This is a genomic window from Actinomyces sp. oral taxon 175 str. F0384, assembly GCF_000223355.1.
GTDB lineage: Bacteria > Actinomycetota > Actinomycetes > Actinomycetales > Actinomycetaceae > Actinomyces > Actinomyces oris.
On record NZ_AFUR01000001.1, the window covers coordinates 372,984 to 390,750 of the forward strand.

The following is a 17,767-nucleotide window of genomic DNA, read 5'->3' on the forward strand; positions in this document are numbered from 1 at the left end:
CCTACGCTACCTCCTGCGGCGACGACGGAGGCTCAGGCCGATCCCGCAGGCCACCAGGACCGTCGCCGCCCCGGCCAGGAGCCACGTCATCATCGTGAAGCCGCCGGAGTAGGCCTCGATCTGCGCGCGGTCGACGAGCTGGGCCTTGAGGGTCTCGATGATCTGCTTGCCCGTGGGCGACTGCGGCAGTGCCTGAGCGCGCATCATCGCCTCCATGGCTTCCGCCCTGACCCGCGCGGCGTGGTCGGTCACGTAGTCCTCGGCGTGCTGGGTGGCGTAGGAGGTCATGAGTGCCACTCCGAAGGACCCGCCGATCTGCTGGGCGGCACTCAGGATCGCCGAGGCCAGTCCGGTCCGCTTCGCATCCACCCCGCGAGTGCCGGAGTTGAAGGTGACCGGCATCGTCAGCCCCAGGCCCATCCCGAAGACGATGAGGCCGGGCAGTGCCACGTGCTCGTAAGTCGATTCCGTGGTCATACGGGAGAAGATGAGGAAGGATCCCGCCAATACTGCCAGCCCCAGTGGCAGGGTGCCGCGCGCCCCGAGCCTGGGCACGATGATGCGCCCGGCCGGGATCGCGGTGGCGATCAACGCAAGGACCATTGGGAGGAAGACGACCCCGCTCTTGAGGGGCGAGTAACCGAAGTGGTTCTGCATGTAGTAGGTCAGGTAGATGATCGCCCCCATCTGGGCGGCGCCGACGACGAACTGCGTGGCGTAGGAGGCCGCCCGCACTGGCAGTGCCATCATCGACAGGGGCAGCACCGGGCGGCTCGCGAAGCGCTCACGGACCACGAACAGCACCGCGGCGATGCCGCCCAGGGCCAGCCAGCTGACGGTCGACGTGGAGGTCCAGGAGGTCTGCTGGGCCCGGTCGAGCCCGTAGACGGCGCTGAAGCAGGCTCCGCAGCCCAGTACCAGGCCGCTCAGGTCATCAGTGATGCGTGAGCCGCGGTCGCGCTGGTCGGCCGGCGGAAGGCTGCGCTGCCCGATGAGCAGGGCGGCGGCAGCCAGGAGAATGTTGATGTAGAGGGCCCAGCGCCAGCTGAACCAGTCGGTCAGTGCTCCGCCGACAAGCAGTCCGACGGCCGCTCCCAGGCCGCCAGTGGCGCCGAAGATCGCGAAGACCCGTTCGCGCTCAGTGCGCTCGGTGAAGGTGACATTGAGCAGCGACTGTGAGGTGGGGGCCAGCAGGGCGCCGAAGCAGCCCTGGGCCACGCGGGCCGCCAGCAGGACGGGGAAGGAGGTCGCCATCCCGGCTGCGAGGCTGGCGATCCCGAATCCGATCAGACCGACCTGGTAGGAGCGGCGGATGCCGACCACGGCGCAGAGCCTTCCCCCGAAGAGCACGAGGCCGCCGAAGGCCAGGCTGTAGCCGGTGACCGTCCACGGGCTCTGGGACACGGTCATCCCCAGGTCCTCCTGCATGTGCGGCAGGGCGATGGCGATGATCGTCAGGTCCAGGACGATCATCAGCTGGGTGAGGACGGCACTGACCATGACCGCGCGTCGATTGGGCCGCTGCACGGCTGCGGGAGTCTTTTCCTGTATCTCCGGTGCTGACTCGGTCTGCTTGAGGGGGGATGTCGTTGTGAGCGTCATCGCGAACCTCCATATCAAAACTATCGTTTTCGTTTGCGCTCGAGAGTCTAGGCTTCCCGTGACACCTAGTCAACAACGATCGTTTCGATTTGGAGTGTGCTCTGAGTCGCTTATCCTGAACTCATGCCACGAGTGACCGCCGCCTACCGGGAGCGTCAGACCGACCGGATCCTGCAGGCCGCCGAGGAGTGCTTCGCGCGCAGCGGCTTCCAGGCCGCCTCCATGGATGAGGTCATTGCCGCGGCCGGAATGTCGTCATCGACGGTCTACCGCTACTTCCCCGAGGGCAAGCGCTCACTTGTGCGCGAGGTCCTGACTCGGCGTATGGGACCGCTCGTCGAGCGGATCAAGCAGCTCGCCGAGTCCGAGGCGCTGCCGGACTTCAAGCAGGGATTCATCGAGGCGCTCGTCCTGCTCAACTACGAGCGCGACGACGCTGAGCAGCACGTTGGCGAGGCGGCCTCCACCTCGCGGCGGACCTCCGCTCGGCGAGGCGAGGTCCGCAAGGATGCTGACGATGTCGGACTGAGTGCCTGGGCGCCGCTGGCCTACCACGCCTGGGGTGAGCTGACTCGCGATCCCGAGATGTCTGTCATGGTCCAGGAGAACTACCACGACATCCGCAGTGGCCTCATCCGACTGTGCCGCAACGGGCAGAGGGTGGGGACGATCTCCAGCCGTCTGAGTCCCGAGCAGCTGGCCTCCCTCATCCAGAGCGTCTCCTTCGGTCTCATCGTCGAGCAGCTCATCACCGGCCGCGCAGACGTGGAGAGTGCGGCCGCGACCCTTGGGCACCTGCTCGCGCCGGATGGGCAGAAACCCGAGGGGAGCTGATCGTTCTCCCTGGTGCCTGCAGGCTCTCGGGTGAGCAAGTGCGGAGAGCAGGGCGGTGGGCGCTAGCCGATCATCGGGCTGGCCTCGGGCATCCGGATGACGCGGCGCCGCTCGCGCAGCGCTAGGGCGCTGGCTGCCGTCATGGTGCCCACGCGGCCGACGAACATGAGCGCCACGATGACGTACTTGGCGCCGTCCGGCAGGGAGGGCGTGATGCCCGTGGACAGGCCCACGGTCGCGAAGGCGCTGATGACCTCGAAGAGGATTCGGTCCAGGGACAGGTTGGTCATCTGCAGCAGCAGGAGCGTGGCCAGTCCGATGATGCTGGAGCCGATGAAGGCCACCGCCACGCTCAGGCGCACGGTTGAGGGGGTGATGCGCCGTCCGAAGGCCTCGATGTCCTGGTCGCCGCGGGCCTCGGCGAGGATCGCCAGCAGCAGGACCGCGAAGGTCGTCACCTTGATGCCGCCGGCTGTCGAGGCCGAGCCGCCCCCGACGAACATGAGGGCGTCCTGAAGGAACCAGGTCGCCTCGTGCATGTGCTCGGGTGGGATCGTGGACAGCCCTGAGGAGCGGGCGTTGACGCCGTTGACGAGCGCGGTCATGATCTTCCCGCTCGTGGGCAGGGAGCCGTAGGTGAGCGGGTTGTTCCACTCGAAGGTGGCGATGGCGATGGTCGAGGCGACCGTGAGGGCCAGGTAGGTCGTCAGGGTCAGCTTGGTGTGCAGGCTCCATGTGCGGGGGCGGTGGCGTCGGCCCATGATGTCCAGGATGACGGGGAAGCCGACGGCGCCCATGAAGGTCCCCACGATGATCGGCAAGCCGATCCACCAGTCGGTGGAGTAGGCCTCCAGGCCCTCGGGCATGATGACGAAGCCGGCGTTGTTGAAGATCGACAGCGCCATGAAGACCGCGTACCACAGGGCGTGGCCCACATCGAGACCGTGACTGAGGAAGGGCGGCAGCAGCATGAGCGTCAGGAGGAGCTCGCAGCCGGCGGCCGTGTAGATGACGGCGCGCAGCAGCCGCCCCACCTCACCCAGGCGCGACTGGTTCTCCGAGGCCGCCAGCATCCGCTGAGTCAGTCCGACGTGCCGGGACACCGCCAGGGACAGCAGGGAGGCCAGGGTCATGACTCCCAGACCGCCCACGGCCGCGGCCAGGATGATGACGACGTGTCCGAAGGTGGACCAGTAGGCAGCCGTGTCCACCGTGCTCAGGCCGGTGACGCACACGGCCGAGGTGGCGGTGAACAGGGCGTCGAGGAAGTCGGCGTGCTCCCCACTGGTCGTGGCGATGGGGAGGCTGAGGAGGCCGGTCACCACCACGATGATGGCCGCGAAGACGATCACGGCCAGCCGGGCCGGGTAGAAGCGGGCGGCCCTCGCGATCTGGCCGAGGGGCTCGATGTGCCTGAGCAGGCGGCGAATCCCGGTGGGCTCCGTACCCGGCAGCGGGGGGCGGGGCAGCGGCTCCTCGAGGGGGCCGGCTCCCTCTCTGGAATTCGGGGGCTTCTTGTGGCGCTTCCACGCATGGCCGACGACGCCCACGAGGGGGGCGTGCCAGTGGGCCTGACGGCGCCGGCCGGCCTGGGAGGCGCCGCGCTTCCCGGGCCGGGTCTCGCCGCGGGATCCGCGGCCGGGCTCCGGCTCCTGGGTGGTGTCTGTCTGGGGCACGGTCGCCATTGTGGTCCCGCTGGTGGGGCTTCGTCACGTTTCCCGGCGTCGTGGGCCGGGTGTGTTCGAGTAGGGCCGGTGAGCGGGCTCCGGTGCTCGCCGTCCTGACGGCCGGATCAGGGGGGATCTGTGAGGATGCCGCAGCGACAATTGGTGACCGAGTGTGAAATGCGACGCCTGTGGCGAATGGGGCCCGAGAAACCCTGTGCGAAGGCTGGTGCGGAGATATATTGGCTGTGTTCCTGCCCCGACGGGGCCACCCGCGACGAACGGACCTCAAGCTCATGGCACCGGGCCTTCCCACATCCCCCAGCGCCTCCGGCGCCCCCTCGTTCCTCACCGTGGCTGAGGTGGCGGCGATGCTGCGCGTGTCCAAGATGACCGTCTACCGGATGGTGCACTCCGGCGACCTGCCCGCGATGCAGGTCGGACGATCCTTCCGCGTCCCCGAGCGCGCCGTTCACGACTACCTGTCCGCAGGGCTGGGTGACTGGGGCCACGACGCGTCAGAGGCATCAGGGTCCTAGGAGCCGCTACACTCAGGCGGTCACCTGCGTGGTCGGCCGCTGAGCCTCACGCGCCGACCAACCGCCCCATGGCATAACCCTCGCCGGCCTGCCTCGGCCCGCAGGGAGGGTCTGCGGGCACTACAAGCGAACTGCGAGGAGATCTCATGGGATCCGTCATCAAGAAGCGCCGCAAGCGCATGGCCAAGAAGAAGCACCGCAAGCTGCTTCGCAAGACGCGTCACCAGCGTCGCAACAAGAAGTGAGACGAGCGGCCCGTCCGCGTCTCGGGGCTCCGTGCACACTACTGGTGTGAGCGGGGCCCTGCTTGTCTCACGAGGAACCGATCAGAAAGAGCGGAGACCTCCGTTGACCACCACCCCAGATGACCGCGCCCCCGCTGCCCCCGCTGAGGCCTCGACGGTGCCGGCTGCGCCGTCGATCGAGCCGCAGCTGGTGGCAGGCGACTGCACCGTCCCGCTGAGCGTTGACGTCGACCCGTCCGCCTGGCCCGCACCCGTCCAGGCCCTGGCGCACACGCCCGGCTCCGGCGCCCGGCCGACCAGCCTGGCCGAGCTGACCACGCTTCGTGTGGGCGGCCCGGTGGGCAGCTACGTCGAGGCCACCACGCAGAGCGAGCTGACCGAGGCGATCCGCGAGGCCGACGCCGCCGGAACGCCCGTCCTCGTCATCGGCGGCGGCTCCAACATCATGGCCTCCGACGCCGGCTTCGACGGTCTCGTCATCCGGGACGCCCGCGCCGAGGTCTCGCTCGTCTCGGACTCGGTGTGCGGCGGCGTCGAGGTCACCGCCACCGCCGGAACCACCTGGGACGACCTGGTGCGCGAGGCCATCGCCAGCCAGTGGGCCGGGTTCGCGCCCCTGTCCGGGATTCCCGGCACGGTGGGCGCCGCCCCCGTGCAGAACATCGGGGCCTACGGCGCCGAGGTCGCCGAGCTCATCGCCAGCGTGCGCGCCTGGGACCGCCTGCGCAATCGGGTGGTCTGGCTGGCCCTGGGTGAGCTGGGGCTGGCCTACCGGGATTCGCGCCTCAAGCAGTCCCTCACCGACACCGAGGTGGGGGGCGGGCGCCTGTGGGGGCCGACCGGGCGCTGGGTGGTCCTCGACGCCACCTTCGCCGTGCGGCAGGGCTCCCTGTCCTCCCGGATCGCCTACTCCCAGCTGGCCGGGGCGCTCGGCGTTGAGCTGGGTGAGCGTGTGCCCGAGCGCGAGCTGCGTGAGGCGGTTCTCGAGCTGCGCCGCTCCAAGGGGATGGTGCTGGACGGCACCGACCACGACACCTGGTCGGCCGGGTCCTTCTTCACCAACCCGATCCTGACCACGGAGCAGGCCGAGCAGCTGCCGGAGGACGCGCCGCGCTTCCCGGTCACCGACCACTCGCAGGTGGTGCTCGGAACCAAGGCCGCCCCCGTCATCGAGGGGCTGGTTAAGACCAGCGCCGCCTGGCTCATCGACCACGCCGGCTTCAGCAAGGGCTTCGCCGTGGAGACCGGCGCACCGGCCGGGCTGTCCACCAAGCACGTGCTGGCCCTGACCAACCGGGGCGGCGCGACCGGTGCGGACCTGGCGCGCCTGCGTGACGCGGTGGTGGCCGGCGTGCGTGAGCGCTACGGCGTCACCCTTGTGCCCGAGCCCGTCCAGGTCGGCTTCTAGGCCGCCTGTCCAAAGCCCCGGCGGCCCCGTAGTTCACCGCGCGAGCATGTGGTCCGTCGCGGGCGCCCCTGGCTCTGGGGAGCGGTCGCTGCGGGCACTTTCCCTGTCCCTGGGGCGTGGTTCTGCGTCTCAGAGTCCTTATCCGGGCGTGCTCGCTGCCGGTTCTAGCCCCTAGCGCGCAGCCGCGCGAGACTCGAGGTCGCCGGCCTCCGGGCCGTCGGACTGCGCTCCCAGAGCCTGGTCGGGTGCCGCCAGCCAGGCGTCCACCTCGGCCAACCAGGTCTGCTTCGCCGTCGGGGAGGCCAGGCAGGCGCGGATCGAGCCGCGGGCCAGTTCGGCCAGCTCGGCGTCGCCGCAGCCCAGGGTCCGGGCGATCTCGTACTGGTCGACGAGCCGGGACTGGAAGAGCAAGGGGTCATCGGCGCTCAGGGCGATCTGCGCCCCGTGGCTCATGAGCCTACGTAGAGGGACGTCGTCGGTGCTGTGATAGACGCCCAGGCTCACGTTGGAGGCGGGGCAGACCTCGAGGCTGATGCCGGAAGCGACGATCGCGTCCAGCAGTGCGGGGTCCTCACCGGCGCGAACCCCGTGGCCCAGGCGTGTGGGGCCGAGGCAGGAGACGACCTCACGCAGGTGGTCGGGCCCTAAGAGCTCCCCTCCGTGCGGCATGGAGGCCAATCCGCCCCGGCGGGCGATGGCGAAGGCCCGCTCCCAGGAGGACGTCTGCCCGGCGCGCTCATCGTTGGACAGGCCAAAGCCGATCACCTCGCCCGGCTGATCCCCGGCGTAGCGCACCGCCAGGCGCGCAAGCGTGCGGGCGTCCAACGGGTGACGCATCCGGGAGGCCGCCACAATGACCGCCACTTCCACCCCGCTCAGGGTCGTGGCCTGCTTGGCGGCATCGAGGATGATCTCCAGGGCCGGGGTGATCCCGCCGACGAAGGGGGCGTAGCTGGTCGGGTCGACCTGGATCTCCAGGCGGCGCGAGCCCTCGGCGGCGTCATCCAGGGCGGCCTCCAGGACGATGCGGCGCATGACCTCCTCGGTGCGCACCAGGGCCCGCGCCGTGTCATAGGCGCGCTGGAAGCGGAACCAGCCGCGCCGGTCAGCGGGCACGCGCAGCGGATCGCCGTCCAGGAAGTTCGAGGGCAGGCGCGTGCGCGCGCTGGAGGCGAGCTCAATGAGGGTCTCCAGGCGCATCGACCCCGTGAAGTGCAGGTGCAGGTGCGCCTTGGGAAGAGTGGCGAGGTCTCGCATGGGTGGATTCTTCCACGCGTTCGCACCCCACCGGCAGCCCTCCCACGCGAGGCAGGAGGCACCGAAGTGTCACGATTGGCGACTTTTCCGCCCGGTACCGACAGCTTAAGAGGGGAGAGGAGGGGGCGGACCAGCGCAGATAGGGGAGAGGTGCCTGGCCACCCCGCCTCGACTCGATCTAAAAGTCGCCAGGAGTGACATCCGGGTGGATTCCGAGCCGGCGCGCCACCGGGGAGACGATCCGCACCGTCTCCCGATCCAGTACCTGGTCGCTGGTAAGACGCAACGGGGTATGACCGTGAGCGAGAGCAGCCTGATCGCGTAGGTGGTCGCTGTGCCAGTCCGGGCGGGAGGAGTGGTAGGTGTAGCCGTCTGTCTCGATGAGCAGGGCCGGGCAGGCTGCTGCGGTGAGGACATGGGTGCCCTCCGCAGGCCCGGGAACGATCGCCTGAGGCCTCCGGCTGAGAACCAGGTCCACCTCGCCGACCCCGTCCACCATGACCGCCGCGACTGGGCGGTAGCCGGCCTGCTCCAGGTCGTGGCGGGCGATCGTCTCCAGCAGGGAGCGCGCCCCCGGGCAGGCCTGGGAGAGCAGGGATCGCAGCGGTGCGTTGCGCGGGCCCGGCAACGCGGATTCCAGCTGAGCGCGGGTCGTGTATCCCAGGCGCAGGGCCGCATCCAGAGCGATGAGGGCATCGAGCTTATCGGCGCAGCGCATGAAGCAGATGAGAGCCTGCTCGACCTGCGCCACCGGTGGTTGAGTGTCCTCGGGCAAGGCCAGTCCCCTGACGCGGTGGACCACGGTGCGGCCGATCGCATTGGGAACGCGGCTTCGCTGTGCCGGGATGGCGACATGGAGAACACCGGATGATGTCCTCAGCGGAATGCCGTAGTGCTTCATCGCGTGTCCACAGCTCACCACGCCTCCCAGTCGGCGGCAGGTGACGACGAAGGTCTTGGCCGACGGAAGGGACACGACGTGACCGGGGTGGGAGGTCAACGCCTTCTCAGACAGCATGCGCGCCACTGTCCTGCGCTCTGACCGGGTGAGGCTCAGTGAGGAGAGCCGGGCTGCGCCGTTCCTGGCCAGTAGCCGGGCGCGCACATCACTCCGACGGACATCATCAAACATATTTAAATCATGTCAAACAGTGCTTTGAGGTAAAAGACATGGGGTGGCGCTGTGGATAACGTCGGGCGTCCCTCGGTGTTGTCAGTGCCTTCGTTGTCACGATTGGCGACTTTTCCGCCCGGTACCGACAGCCTGCGACAGGAGGGAACGGCGCTGACCTGCGCAGATAGAGGGCAACGTCCCGGCGCCCCCTCCCCGAGCCGACCTAAAAGTCGCCAGGAGTGACAGATCTCGTGGCAGATCTGTGCCCCTGCACGTCCTCCACCTGGACCACCCGGCGCATCGTCCGGGGACGGGTGCTTCCGCTGTTGTCGAACACCCGGGGCCGTTTTGGAGGCGAACCATCAGGTGGGTGGGGCAGACTAACTGCTATGAACCACTCGTCGGCGTCCCAGGAGCCCGAGGAGGTGGCCCTGCTGACGGGGCCGCGTGCCGCGTCCGTGCTCTCCGCCGCCCTCGCCCCGGCCGGCCAGCGTCTGGCCAGCTGGGAGGTCCACTCAGTCCACCATCGCCCCGGAGCGGGGGTGTCCGTGGGGTACACGGCCGTTGTCGTCGCGCCCAACGGGCGTTCCACCACCGAGTACCTGTGTGCTACGACGGCTCGTCTGTCCAACCCGCACGCACCGGGTCTGACCCGGGTAGCCCCCACCGGCGGGGACGGCCCCGCGGTCCATGTGTGGCGCCACCCGGCCGACCCCGAGCTTCCCGGCCTGGTGGTGGCCTGTACGCCCTCGCTGCTCTCGGCCCGGATCGGCACGCAGGTCAAGGCCACGATGGTCGCCTACCGTCCCACCCGTCGAGCGGTCGTGCGCGCCACCTTCCCGGATGAGACCACCGCCTACGCCAAGGTCCTGCGCCCGAGCCAGGCCCCGTCCTTCGCCCAGCGCCACCGCCTGCTGACGGCCTCAGGCGTGCCCGCGCCCGAGGTCCTGCGGGAGGACCCCGACGGACTCGTGCTGCTGTCCACCGGTCGGGGAGTGGCCCTGTCCGGCCTGCTGTCCCAGGGCATGAGCGTCTCGCGCAGCGAACGCGTCTTCAACGGCCTCATCTCGCTGTTGGACGCCCTGCCGGCCAGCGCCATGCAGCTGCCGGCGCACGCCGCCTGGTCGGAGCGGGCCCGCCACTACGCGCACGCCGCCGCCACGGTCCTGCCCGAGCACGCCGCCCGCGCCCGGGCCGTCGCAGAGGGGGTCGAGCAGCTCATGGCCGCCTCCGACGCCGGTCGGCCGGTCCCGGTCCACGGTGACTTCTACGAGGCCAATGTCCTCATGGAGGGCGAGTCCGTCACCAGTCTGCTCGACGTGGACTCCCTGGGGCCCGGCTACCGGGTTGACGACCTGGCCTGTCTGCTGGGACACGTCAGCGTACTGGACCACCTGGCACCCGCCTCCTACCCGAAGTTGCGTCCCATCCTGGAGACCTGGACCCGCATGGCCGAGCGGCAGGTGGATCCGGTCTCCCTGCGTGCGCGCTGCGCTGGCGTGGTCCTGTCCCTGGTGGCCGGCGCCCGCCGCGAGGACGGCGGTCCGTGGCGCCCCGACGCCGAGGGCCGCCTGGCCCGCGCCGAGACCTGGCTGGCGCAGGGCCGCGAGATCCAGGCCCGCCGCGGCGCCCACTGACAGTCCCGCCGGATGCTCGGCTTGAGGCCGTCAGAAGCGGATGAGTGACTTCCTGGAGATGGTGAATCCTCGTCCGGTGATCGTGTTCCAGCAGGTCATCCCCTTGGACTGCGAGGTGCAGGCGTAGTCGGAGAACATCGTGGTCTCCCCGTACTCGAGCGTGTGGAAGGTGTCCCCGGGCTGTCCCAGGTACTCCTCTCCGCAGCGGACCTCGGTGCGACCGGCGAGGGCCACGATGGAGAACTCCCGGTCGGGGCAGTCCTGCATCCCGGAGGAGGCGTAGTTCCTCTCCAGGATCGAGCAACCGACTCCCTCGTTGGAGAGGATGCAGGAGATGTTCTTCGACGGGGTGTCCACGTACTGGTAGGAGTACGTCGTTGTGGACGTGGGGAGGGCAGGGCCGCTGGGGAGTATCGGCCCACCGGTGGGAGGTGCGGCCTGCTCTGCCGCAGTACCCGCGCTTGAGGAGGGGGCCGCAGTGGCGGCCGAGGCGGATGTCGTATCGGACTGTCGTCCACGGTTCGCCAGCAGCATGCCACCGAAGACTCCGGCCGCAGCGACCACGAGGATCAAAACGACAACCAGTGCGGTCATCAGCCCAGCATGAGAGCTGGAACGAGGCGCAGGACGGTCGAGGGGCGGTGCCGGAGCCGCCGAGGCTGCTGGGGCGGTGCCGGACATGGGCGGCGCTGCGGTCCCTGGAGATGAAGCCGTCGCTGGCGCTGCCGACGAGGCTCCCAGCACCATCGTCTGAGGAGCTGTCTCGACGGGGATCGCGGAGTACGTCGAGACGCTGCTGTAGTCCGCGGTTGATGCCGTGGGCAGGCACGCGGTTTCCGCGGTCCTCGGACGGTTCGTGTCTGATGCGTCCGTGGCGCTGGTGGGGGAAGCGGGTGAGACGCTGGGGAGATCATTCGCGCCCATCTGGAGAACCTGCTCGCGCAGCACCGCGGGGATAGCTGGATTGGCGGCGACGACCGGTCGCAGATCGGGAAACGCCTTGGCGAGGTACTCCAGCACCTCGGGCTCCGTACTGGGATCGGCGGCACGACGTTCATCGTCGGGAGTGTGGGCGGGCACGAATCGGATGATAGGTCTCTGAAGGACGCGGAAGGCCCGTCCGCAACCACATTGGTATCAAACGCCGAGCCGGGCAGGTTTCGCTGCCTCCGACAGACTCTCTGTCGGCTGGCGCGAAACCCGCCCGGCTCGATGACGGAGGCGGGGCCTCAGGCGCTACTCGACCTCGGCCAGCAGCTTCTGGACGCGGCCCACGCCCTCGACCAGGTCGTCGTCGCCCAGCGCGTAGGACAGCCGCACGAAGCCCGAGGGACCGAAGGCCTCACCGGGAACGACAGCGACCTCGGCGTGCTCGAGGATGAGCGCCGCCAGCGTGGCCGAGCTGTCGATCGTGGTGCCGCGCAGCGTGCGCCCCACGAGCCCCTCGATGCTGGGGTAGGCGTAGAAGGCACCGCGGGGTACGGGCACGGTCAGCCCCTCGATCTGCGAGAGCATCTCCACCATGGTGCGCCGGCGCCGGTCGAAGGCGGTGCGCATCTGCTCGACGGCGGTCAGGTCGCCGCTGACGGCCGCCAGCGCCGCGCGCTGCGAGACGTTAGCGACGTTGGAGGTCAGGTGCGACTGGAAGTTCGTGGCGGCCTTGATGACGTCGCTGGGGGCGATCATCCAGCCCACGCGCCATCCGGTCATGGCGTAGGTCTTGGCCACGCCGTTGAGGACGATCGTCTGCTCAGCCAGCTCGGGAACGAGCTTGACGACGTGTGCGGTCTGGGCGCCGTCGTAGAGGAGGTGCTCGTAGATCTCATCGGTGATGACCCAGATCCCGTGCTCCAGGGCCCACTGGCCGATGGCGGTCAGCTCCTCGGGCGTGTAGACCGAGCCGGTCGGGTTCGACGGCGAGCACAGCAGCAGCACCTTGGTGCGCTCGGTGCGGGCGGCCTCGAGCTGGTCAACGCTGACCTTGTAGTCCTGGTCGGCCCCGGCGAAGACCTCGACCGTGGTCCCCCCGGCCAGGGCGACGGCCTCGGGGTAGGTGGTCCAGTAGGGCGCGGGCAGCAGCACCTCGTCGCCGGGGTCGACGAGTGCGGCGAAGGCCTGGAAGACGGCCTGCTTACCGCCGTTGGTGACCAGGATGTCGTCGGGGGAGACCTCGTAGCCGGAGTCGCGCAGCGTCTTGGCGGCGATGGCCTCGCGCAGGGCCGGCAGGCCCTTGGCGGGGGAGTACTTGTGGTTGGCCGGGTCCTTCGCGGCGGCGACGGCGGCCTCAACGATGTAGTCGGGGGTGGGGAAGTCGGGCTCTCCGGCGCCGAAGCCGATGACGGGGCGGCCGGCGGCCTTGAGGGCCTTGGCCTTGGCGTCGACGGCCAGAGTGGCGGAGGGGGCGATGGCGGACAGGCGGGCGGAAACGCGGTGCGTGGGTGCAGGTGTCACCCGACCATGGTCCCACGACCAGCGACATCCGCGCGCCTGAAACACGTCGGATCCGCCAGTGACGACGCCGGGACACCTCCAGGGCACCTCGGGGGGCGCGGTGTGGCGCCGCACCCCGGCCGGCTCGGCGTGGCGCACCCCACGGCCTGCGGTTACCGCAAAGGCTTCCTCGTATGGCAGACTAGAGCACCGCTGAAGGGCAGTGGCGCAATTGGTAGCGCACCGGTCTCCAAAACCGGCGGTTGTGGGTTCGAGTCCCGCCTGCCCTGCTGAGAACGGCGGATCTGTCGGGAGATCCCGTCGGTTTCGTCTTTCTCCCCGCTGTGCGGGAACTGACCTGACCGTCGACCCTGAGGACCCAGATTCATGAGCGAGAGCGCACGCGCCGCGACAGGCAAGTCGGCCACCAAGCGCGGCTTCTTCGGGCGCATCGCCCTGTTCATCCGCCAGGTCATTGACGAGCTGCGCAAAGTCGTCTGGCCCACCATGAACGAGCTGTGGACCTACTTCACGGTAGTGGTCGTCTTCATCATCGCCATCATGGCCTTCACCGGGGTACTGGACTTCGCCTTCAACCGGGCCGTCATGTGGCTCTTCGCCTGACCTCCCGGCTTCTGCGGCCGTACCCTCATCGGGGATGCGCGGTTGCGCCCCTGACCACGTCTACTCCCGACGCCGCTGCTGCTCGCGCGGCCCGTCGCATCCGCTCGTCTCACGCCACTGGAAAGCAGGTACACCATGTCTGAGGACGTCTCCTCGCAGACCAACCCCGACGACGTCGAGGCCCTGACCTCGCTCGCGACCGACGACGCCGCTGGCGCCGTCGAGCCGGTTGAGGCCGCCCAGGCCGATGCGACCGATGAGGTGGCCCAGGCGCAGCCCGAGACCGCCGCCGAGCCTGCCGCGCCGGCCGAGGAGGCGCCCGTCGTCGACCCGCTGGCCGAGTTCCGCCGCCAGATGTCGGCCCTGCCGGGGCAGTGGTACGTGCTGCACACCTACTCCGGCTACGAGCGCCGCGTGGCCGCCGACATCATGGCCCGCGCCGAGAACTTCGAGGTCGAGGACTACATCTTCGACGCCACCGTCCCCATGGAGACGGTCATCGAGATCAAGAACGGCAACAAGAAGAAGGAAGTCTCCCGGGTGCGCATCCCCGGCTACGTGTTCGTGCGCATGGACCTGGATGACCCGGAGACCTCGGACAAGGTGTGGCGCACCATCAAGGACACCCCGGCTGTCACCGGCTTCGTGGGGGACCGCTACAACCCGGTGCCGCTGACCTTCGAGGAGGCCGTCGCCCAGCTCGGCCCCACGCCTGAGGAGATTGCCGCCAAGGAGGCCGCCGCTGCGGAGGTCACGGCCCCCGAGTCCGGCTCCGGCACCCAGATCGCCACCGGCGGGCAGGTCTTCGAGGTCGCCTTCGAGGTCGGCGAGTCCGTCATCGTCACCGACGGCCCCTTCGAGTCCCTCCCGGCCACGATCGCCGAGATCCTTCCCGAGACTCAGAAGCTCCAGGTGCTCATCTCCCTGTTCGGTCGTGACACCCCGGCCGAGCTCTCCTTCAATCAGGTCGCCAAGATCTGAGGCGGACCTGAGGGCAGGCCCCGTCAGCCGTTGTGGCCCGACGACGCTGTTCCGCGTCGTCGGGCCACAACCGCCTGAGCTGTGCCAGCGGCCACGACTCAAGAGCCGTGAATCACAGGCAGATCTCCTGTGATACCGCGCACCGGGCTCCCTGCGCGGCCCGGCAGCGGGCTACGATGAGCGCTTGTGTGTGCGCATGCACCCACGGCTGCACGGCAGGCGTGCAGCACATCCGGACAAGTAAGAAGGACCCATTCCTATGGCCCCCAAGAAGAAGGTCGCCGGGCTGATCAAGCTCCAGATCCAGGCCGGCCAGGCCAACCCCGCTCCGCCGATCGGCCCCGCCCTGGGTGCCCACGGCGTCAACATCATGGAGTTCTGCAAGGCGTACAACGCGGCGACCGAGTCGCAGCGCGGCAACGTCATCCCCGTGGAGATCACCGTCTACGAGGACCGCTCCTTCACCTTCATCACCAAGACCCCGCCGGCCGCCGAGCTCATCAAGAAGGCCGCTGGCGTCCCCAAGGGATCCGCCACCCCCCACACCGTGAAGGTGGCCTCCCTGACCCAGGCTCAGGTGCGTGAGATCGCCGAGTCCAAGATGCCCGACCTCAACGCCAACGACATCGAGGCCGCTGCCAAGATCATCGCCGGCACCGCCCGCTCCATGGGCATCACCGTCGAGGCCTGAGGCACTCGCCGGCCCGCCGGCTCTCTCAACTCAACCCCCATACGAAACCGTGGAAGGGCCTCGCGCGGCCCGAACACCACGACTGCAAGGAGAAGCAGATGACCAAGCGCTCCAAGGCCTACCGCGCCGCGGCTGAGAAGATCCAGTCCGGAGTCCTCTACACCCCGGCCGAGGCCGTTCACCTGGCCAAGTCCACCTCGATCACTAAGTTCGACGCCACCGTGGACGTCGTCTTCCGCCTGGGGGTCGACCCCCGCAAGGCGGACCAGATGGTCCGCGGCACCGTGTCCCTGCCGCACGGTACCGGTAAGACCGCCCGCGTCGTCGTCTTCGCCCAGGGTGAGCGCGCCGAGCAGGCCCTCGCCGCCGGCGCGGACGAGGTCGGTGGCGACGAGCTCATCGAGAAGGTCGCCAAGGGCTACACGGACTTCGACGCCGCCGTGGCCACCCCGGACCTCATGGGCAAGGTCGGCCGCCTGGGCCGCGTCCTGGGCCCCCGTGGCCTCATGCCCAACCCCCGCACCGGCACCGTGACGATGGACGTGGCCAAGGCCGTCTCCGACATCAAGGGCGGCCGTATCGAGTTCCGCGTGGACCGCGCCTCCAACCTCCACTTCATCATCGGCAAGGCATCCTTCACCGAGGAGCAGCTGACGGAGAACTTCCAGGCCGCCCTGGAGGAGGTCCTGCGCCTCAAGCCCTCGACCTCGAAGGGCCGCTACATCCTCAAGGCCACCATGACCACCACCATGGGCCCCGGCATCCCGATGGATGTCACCAAGGCCTGAGGCTCTTTTTCTTCACGACGGCGTCGGCCGCCTCCTCATGCGGGAGGCGGCCGACGCCGTTCTTCGCCTGCGGGGGAGTGCCGGTCCCCGGGGCCTGCCTGGGGACTGCACGAGCCCTCCACGGGAGCATCTGCCCATGGTCCGCGGGGTGCCGCGCTGACTACGGTGAAGGCGTCGGTGGCGCACCGGATGGGGGAGGGGAGAAGCCGGTCGTCCCCGTCCTTGCCTCTCCCTCTCGCAAGGACGGGGACGACCTCTCCGCCGTGAAGGAGGCCCGGACAGGTCTCAGCTGTTCTTGATGGGGATGTCGGTGAGGCGGTAGCCGTAGTCGTTGGTGATTCTGTGGTGTTGGTGGTCGAGGGTGATGGTGTCGCCGCCGGGGTCGGGCCAGACGACGCAGATGGTGGTGGTGCCGCCTTTGAGGCGGTCGTAGAGGTTGAGTTCGGTCAGGGGGAGGTGCTGCTTGTTGTAGGCGTCGACGTAGTCGGCGGGGAAGACGCGCTCGCCGTCGCTGAGGAGGGTCAGGCCGTCGCTGGCGAGGAGGGTTTGTACGGCTCCACCGTCCTCGTCACGCTGGTTGGCCAAGACTGTCTGGGGGTCAGCGCACAACTGGCTCAGTAGTGCGCCGGTGGAGCCGTCCTTGACGGTGCAGGTGAGGGTGCCCAGGAGGTAGCCGCCGGAGCGGGTGACCTGGTCGAGGGTAATGGTGACATCCCCACTGGTGTCGGAGCCCTTGGAGGTGAGGGTGACGCCCTCGGATCCCTTGGCGACGGGCCCCTTCGGCTCGGGCAGCTTGCCACCACCGCTGCTGTTGGGGGTGGCGGTGCTGCTGCCCTTGGGGGTGGTGCCGCCGGTGGGGGTCAGGGTGATCTCGACGCGTCGGTTGGCGGCCCGGGCCTCATCGGTGGTGTCCTTGATCTTGGGCTCGGACTCGCCCTTGCCGGAGACGGATGTCTTCCACTTGTCGAGCTTGGTGAGTTGCTCGAGTCGGGTCTTGACGGCGTTGGCGCGCTTCTCGGACAGGGTCTGGTTGTAGGCGTCGTCCTGGACGTCGTCGGTGTGCCCCACAATCGTGAGCGTCCCGCCGTCGGGGTACTGACCGAGCTGGCCGGCCACGGTCTTCAGCTGGGCCTCGGCGCCCGAGGCCAGGTCGGCTGAGTCGGAAGCGAAGGTGACATCGCTGGCGAGGGTGACGGTGATGTCCTTGCTGCCGGCTTTAGTGCTGGTGGAGTCGTCCAGGGCCCGGGTATAGCGCTCAATGGCAACGGGGGCCGTATCTTTCGTGATGGCGTCGGGCCACTTAGCAAGCTCCTTCTTTGCGGTGGCGAGGTTGATGCCGGCCTTCTTGGCATCGTCGGAGTTCAGGACGGAGACGGTGGTGAAGCCGGCCATGGGGACCATGACGGTGACGGTGTCGGTGTCGACCTTGCCGAAGGACAGGTAGGACGTGATCTCCTCGCCGGGGGCGAGGTACAGAGAAACACCGCTGCCGTCGACGGCGCTCCACACCCGACCTGAGTCCAGGTCGAGAAGTTTGGTCCATGAGGCGCCGATGCCGGGACCGTAGGTTGTCGGAGCTCCCAGATAGTTATCAGTCTTGAGCTTGTTGTCATCTCCGCCGTAGGAGCTGATATTGGTCTCTTTCACGGAGGCGTCGTCGGATGCGCGGGTGAGCCTCAGGGCGATGATCGAGGTCTTGTCGTCCTGGCGGATGACGGGGGAGACCTCTACGCTCACCTTGTGGCCCATGACGTGGCCGTCGAGCTTCTGCCACTCGGTGCTGCCCGCCTTAGCCGGGCCGGCCGAGGCCGAACCCCCGGCCTGGGAGCCCGACGGAGAGGCCGCCCCTGCCTTGCCCTTCGATGCCCCCGGCAGATCACAGCCCGCCAGCACCGGCAGGCCCGCACCAGTCAGGATCGCTCCGGAGAGAAACAAGCGACGACGCATGGCTGC

16 protein-coding genes and 1 tRNA gene are annotated in these 17,767 nt (G+C 68.8%); 10 read left to right on the forward strand and 7 right to left on the reverse strand.

The features are described 5' to 3' along the window. Positions 1–6: 6 nt before the first annotated feature. Positions 7–1,602 (reverse strand): MFS transporter, encoded by a 1,596-nt coding sequence (locus HMPREF9058_RS01435; RefSeq protein WP_009405659.1) that lies wholly within the window; start codon positions 1,600–1,602, stop codon positions 7–9. A gap of 123 nt (positions 1,603–1,725) precedes the next feature. On the opposite strand from HMPREF9058_RS01435, the gene HMPREF9058_RS01440 reads away from it, so the two are divergent. After that, entirely contained in the window at positions 1,726–2,436 is a 711-nt protein-coding gene (locus tag HMPREF9058_RS01440; protein ID WP_009406023.1) for a TetR/AcrR family transcriptional regulator, read from the forward strand. A gap of 62 nt (positions 2,437–2,498) precedes the next feature. Here the strand turns inward: HMPREF9058_RS01440 and HMPREF9058_RS01445 are convergent, their stop codons facing one another. Next, positions 2,499–4,121, reverse strand: a complete 1,623-nt coding sequence (locus tag HMPREF9058_RS01445) for a TrkH family potassium uptake protein (RefSeq protein WP_009406022.1) — start codon at positions 4,119–4,121, stop codon at positions 2,499–2,501. A 275-nt stretch (positions 4,122–4,396) separates the two neighbouring features. On the opposite strand from HMPREF9058_RS01445, the gene HMPREF9058_RS01450 reads away from it, so the two are divergent. From HMPREF9058_RS01450 to HMPREF9058_RS01455, 3 genes are all read left to right on the forward strand, one after another. Then, positions 4,397–4,639, forward strand: coding sequence for a helix-turn-helix domain-containing protein (locus HMPREF9058_RS01450; protein WP_003789249.1), 243 nt, complete (start codon positions 4,397–4,399; stop codon positions 4,637–4,639). 146 nt (positions 4,640–4,785) lie between these two features. Further along, positions 4,786–4,884, forward strand: coding sequence for an AURKAIP1/COX24 domain-containing protein (locus tag HMPREF9058_RS12900; RefSeq protein WP_003792170.1), 99 nt, complete (start codon positions 4,786–4,788; stop codon positions 4,882–4,884). A 190-nt stretch (positions 4,885–5,074) separates the two neighbouring features. Beyond that, entirely contained in the window at positions 5,075–6,292 is a 1,218-nt protein-coding gene (locus tag HMPREF9058_RS01455; RefSeq protein WP_139018961.1) for a UDP-N-acetylmuramate dehydrogenase, read from the forward strand. Positions 6,293–6,463: 171 nt separating this feature from the next. On the opposite strand, the gene HMPREF9058_RS01460 is transcribed toward HMPREF9058_RS01455, so the two are convergent. Both HMPREF9058_RS01460 and HMPREF9058_RS01465 read right to left on the reverse strand, forming a co-directional pair. Beyond that, positions 6,464–7,549: an adenosine deaminase gene (locus tag HMPREF9058_RS01460; protein ID WP_009406158.1), complete on the reverse strand. Its 1,086-nt coding sequence runs from the start codon at positions 7,547–7,549 to the stop codon at positions 6,464–6,466. Positions 7,550–7,727: 178 nt separating this feature from the next. Then, on the reverse strand, positions 7,728–8,567 hold the full coding sequence (locus tag HMPREF9058_RS01465) for a hypothetical protein (RefSeq protein ID WP_254654026.1): 840 nt from the start codon (positions 8,565–8,567) through the stop codon (positions 7,728–7,730). A gap of 485 nt (positions 8,568–9,052) precedes the next feature. Here HMPREF9058_RS01465 and HMPREF9058_RS01470 point away from each other — a divergent pair, with 485 nt between their 5' ends. Next, entirely contained in the window at positions 9,053–10,300 is a 1,248-nt protein-coding gene (locus tag HMPREF9058_RS01470) for a phosphotransferase (RefSeq protein ID WP_003789258.1), read from the forward strand. Between the two features lie 30 nt (positions 10,301–10,330). On the opposite strand, the gene HMPREF9058_RS01475 is transcribed toward HMPREF9058_RS01470, so the two are convergent. Both HMPREF9058_RS01475 and HMPREF9058_RS01480 read right to left on the reverse strand, forming a co-directional pair. Further along, positions 10,331–11,380 (reverse strand): serine/arginine repetitive matrix protein 1, encoded by a 1,050-nt coding sequence (locus HMPREF9058_RS01475; protein ID WP_083816337.1) that lies wholly within the window; start codon positions 11,378–11,380, stop codon positions 10,331–10,333. Between the two features lie 156 nt (positions 11,381–11,536). After that, the gene (locus HMPREF9058_RS01480; protein ID WP_009747400.1) at positions 11,537–12,751 is read right to left on the reverse strand and encodes a pyridoxal phosphate-dependent aminotransferase; all 1,215 of its coding nucleotides are present in this window, start codon (positions 12,749–12,751) and stop codon (positions 11,537–11,539) included. 196 nt (positions 12,752–12,947) lie between these two features. On the opposite strand from HMPREF9058_RS01480, the gene HMPREF9058_RS01485 reads away from it, so the two are divergent. From HMPREF9058_RS01485 to rplA, 5 genes are all read left to right on the forward strand, one after another. Beyond that, positions 12,948–13,020: transfer RNA gene (locus HMPREF9058_RS01485), tRNA-Trp, on the forward strand. A gap of 97 nt (positions 13,021–13,117) precedes the next feature. Further along, a complete protein-coding gene (secE, locus tag HMPREF9058_RS01490) occupies positions 13,118–13,354 on the forward strand; it encodes a preprotein translocase subunit SecE (RefSeq protein ID WP_003789264.1) in 237 nt (78 codons plus the stop codon). A gap of 135 nt (positions 13,355–13,489) precedes the next feature. Continuing rightward, positions 13,490–14,335, forward strand: coding sequence for a transcription termination/antitermination protein NusG (gene nusG, locus HMPREF9058_RS01495; RefSeq protein ID WP_009406133.1), 846 nt, complete (start codon positions 13,490–13,492; stop codon positions 14,333–14,335). Positions 14,336–14,594: 259 nt separating this feature from the next. Next, positions 14,595–15,026: a 50S ribosomal protein L11 gene (gene rplK, locus HMPREF9058_RS01500; RefSeq protein ID WP_003789267.1), complete on the forward strand. Its 432-nt coding sequence runs from the start codon at positions 14,595–14,597 to the stop codon at positions 15,024–15,026. A 98-nt stretch (positions 15,027–15,124) separates the two neighbouring features. After that, a complete protein-coding gene (gene rplA, locus HMPREF9058_RS01505) occupies positions 15,125–15,814 on the forward strand; it encodes a 50S ribosomal protein L1 (protein ID WP_009405977.1) in 690 nt (229 codons plus the stop codon). A gap of 285 nt (positions 15,815–16,099) precedes the next feature. Here the strand turns inward: rplA and HMPREF9058_RS01510 are convergent, their stop codons facing one another. After that, positions 16,100–17,761 (reverse strand): OmpA family protein, encoded by a 1,662-nt coding sequence (locus tag HMPREF9058_RS01510; protein WP_009747334.1) that lies wholly within the window; start codon positions 17,759–17,761, stop codon positions 16,100–16,102. Positions 17,762–17,767 lie beyond the last annotated feature (6 nt).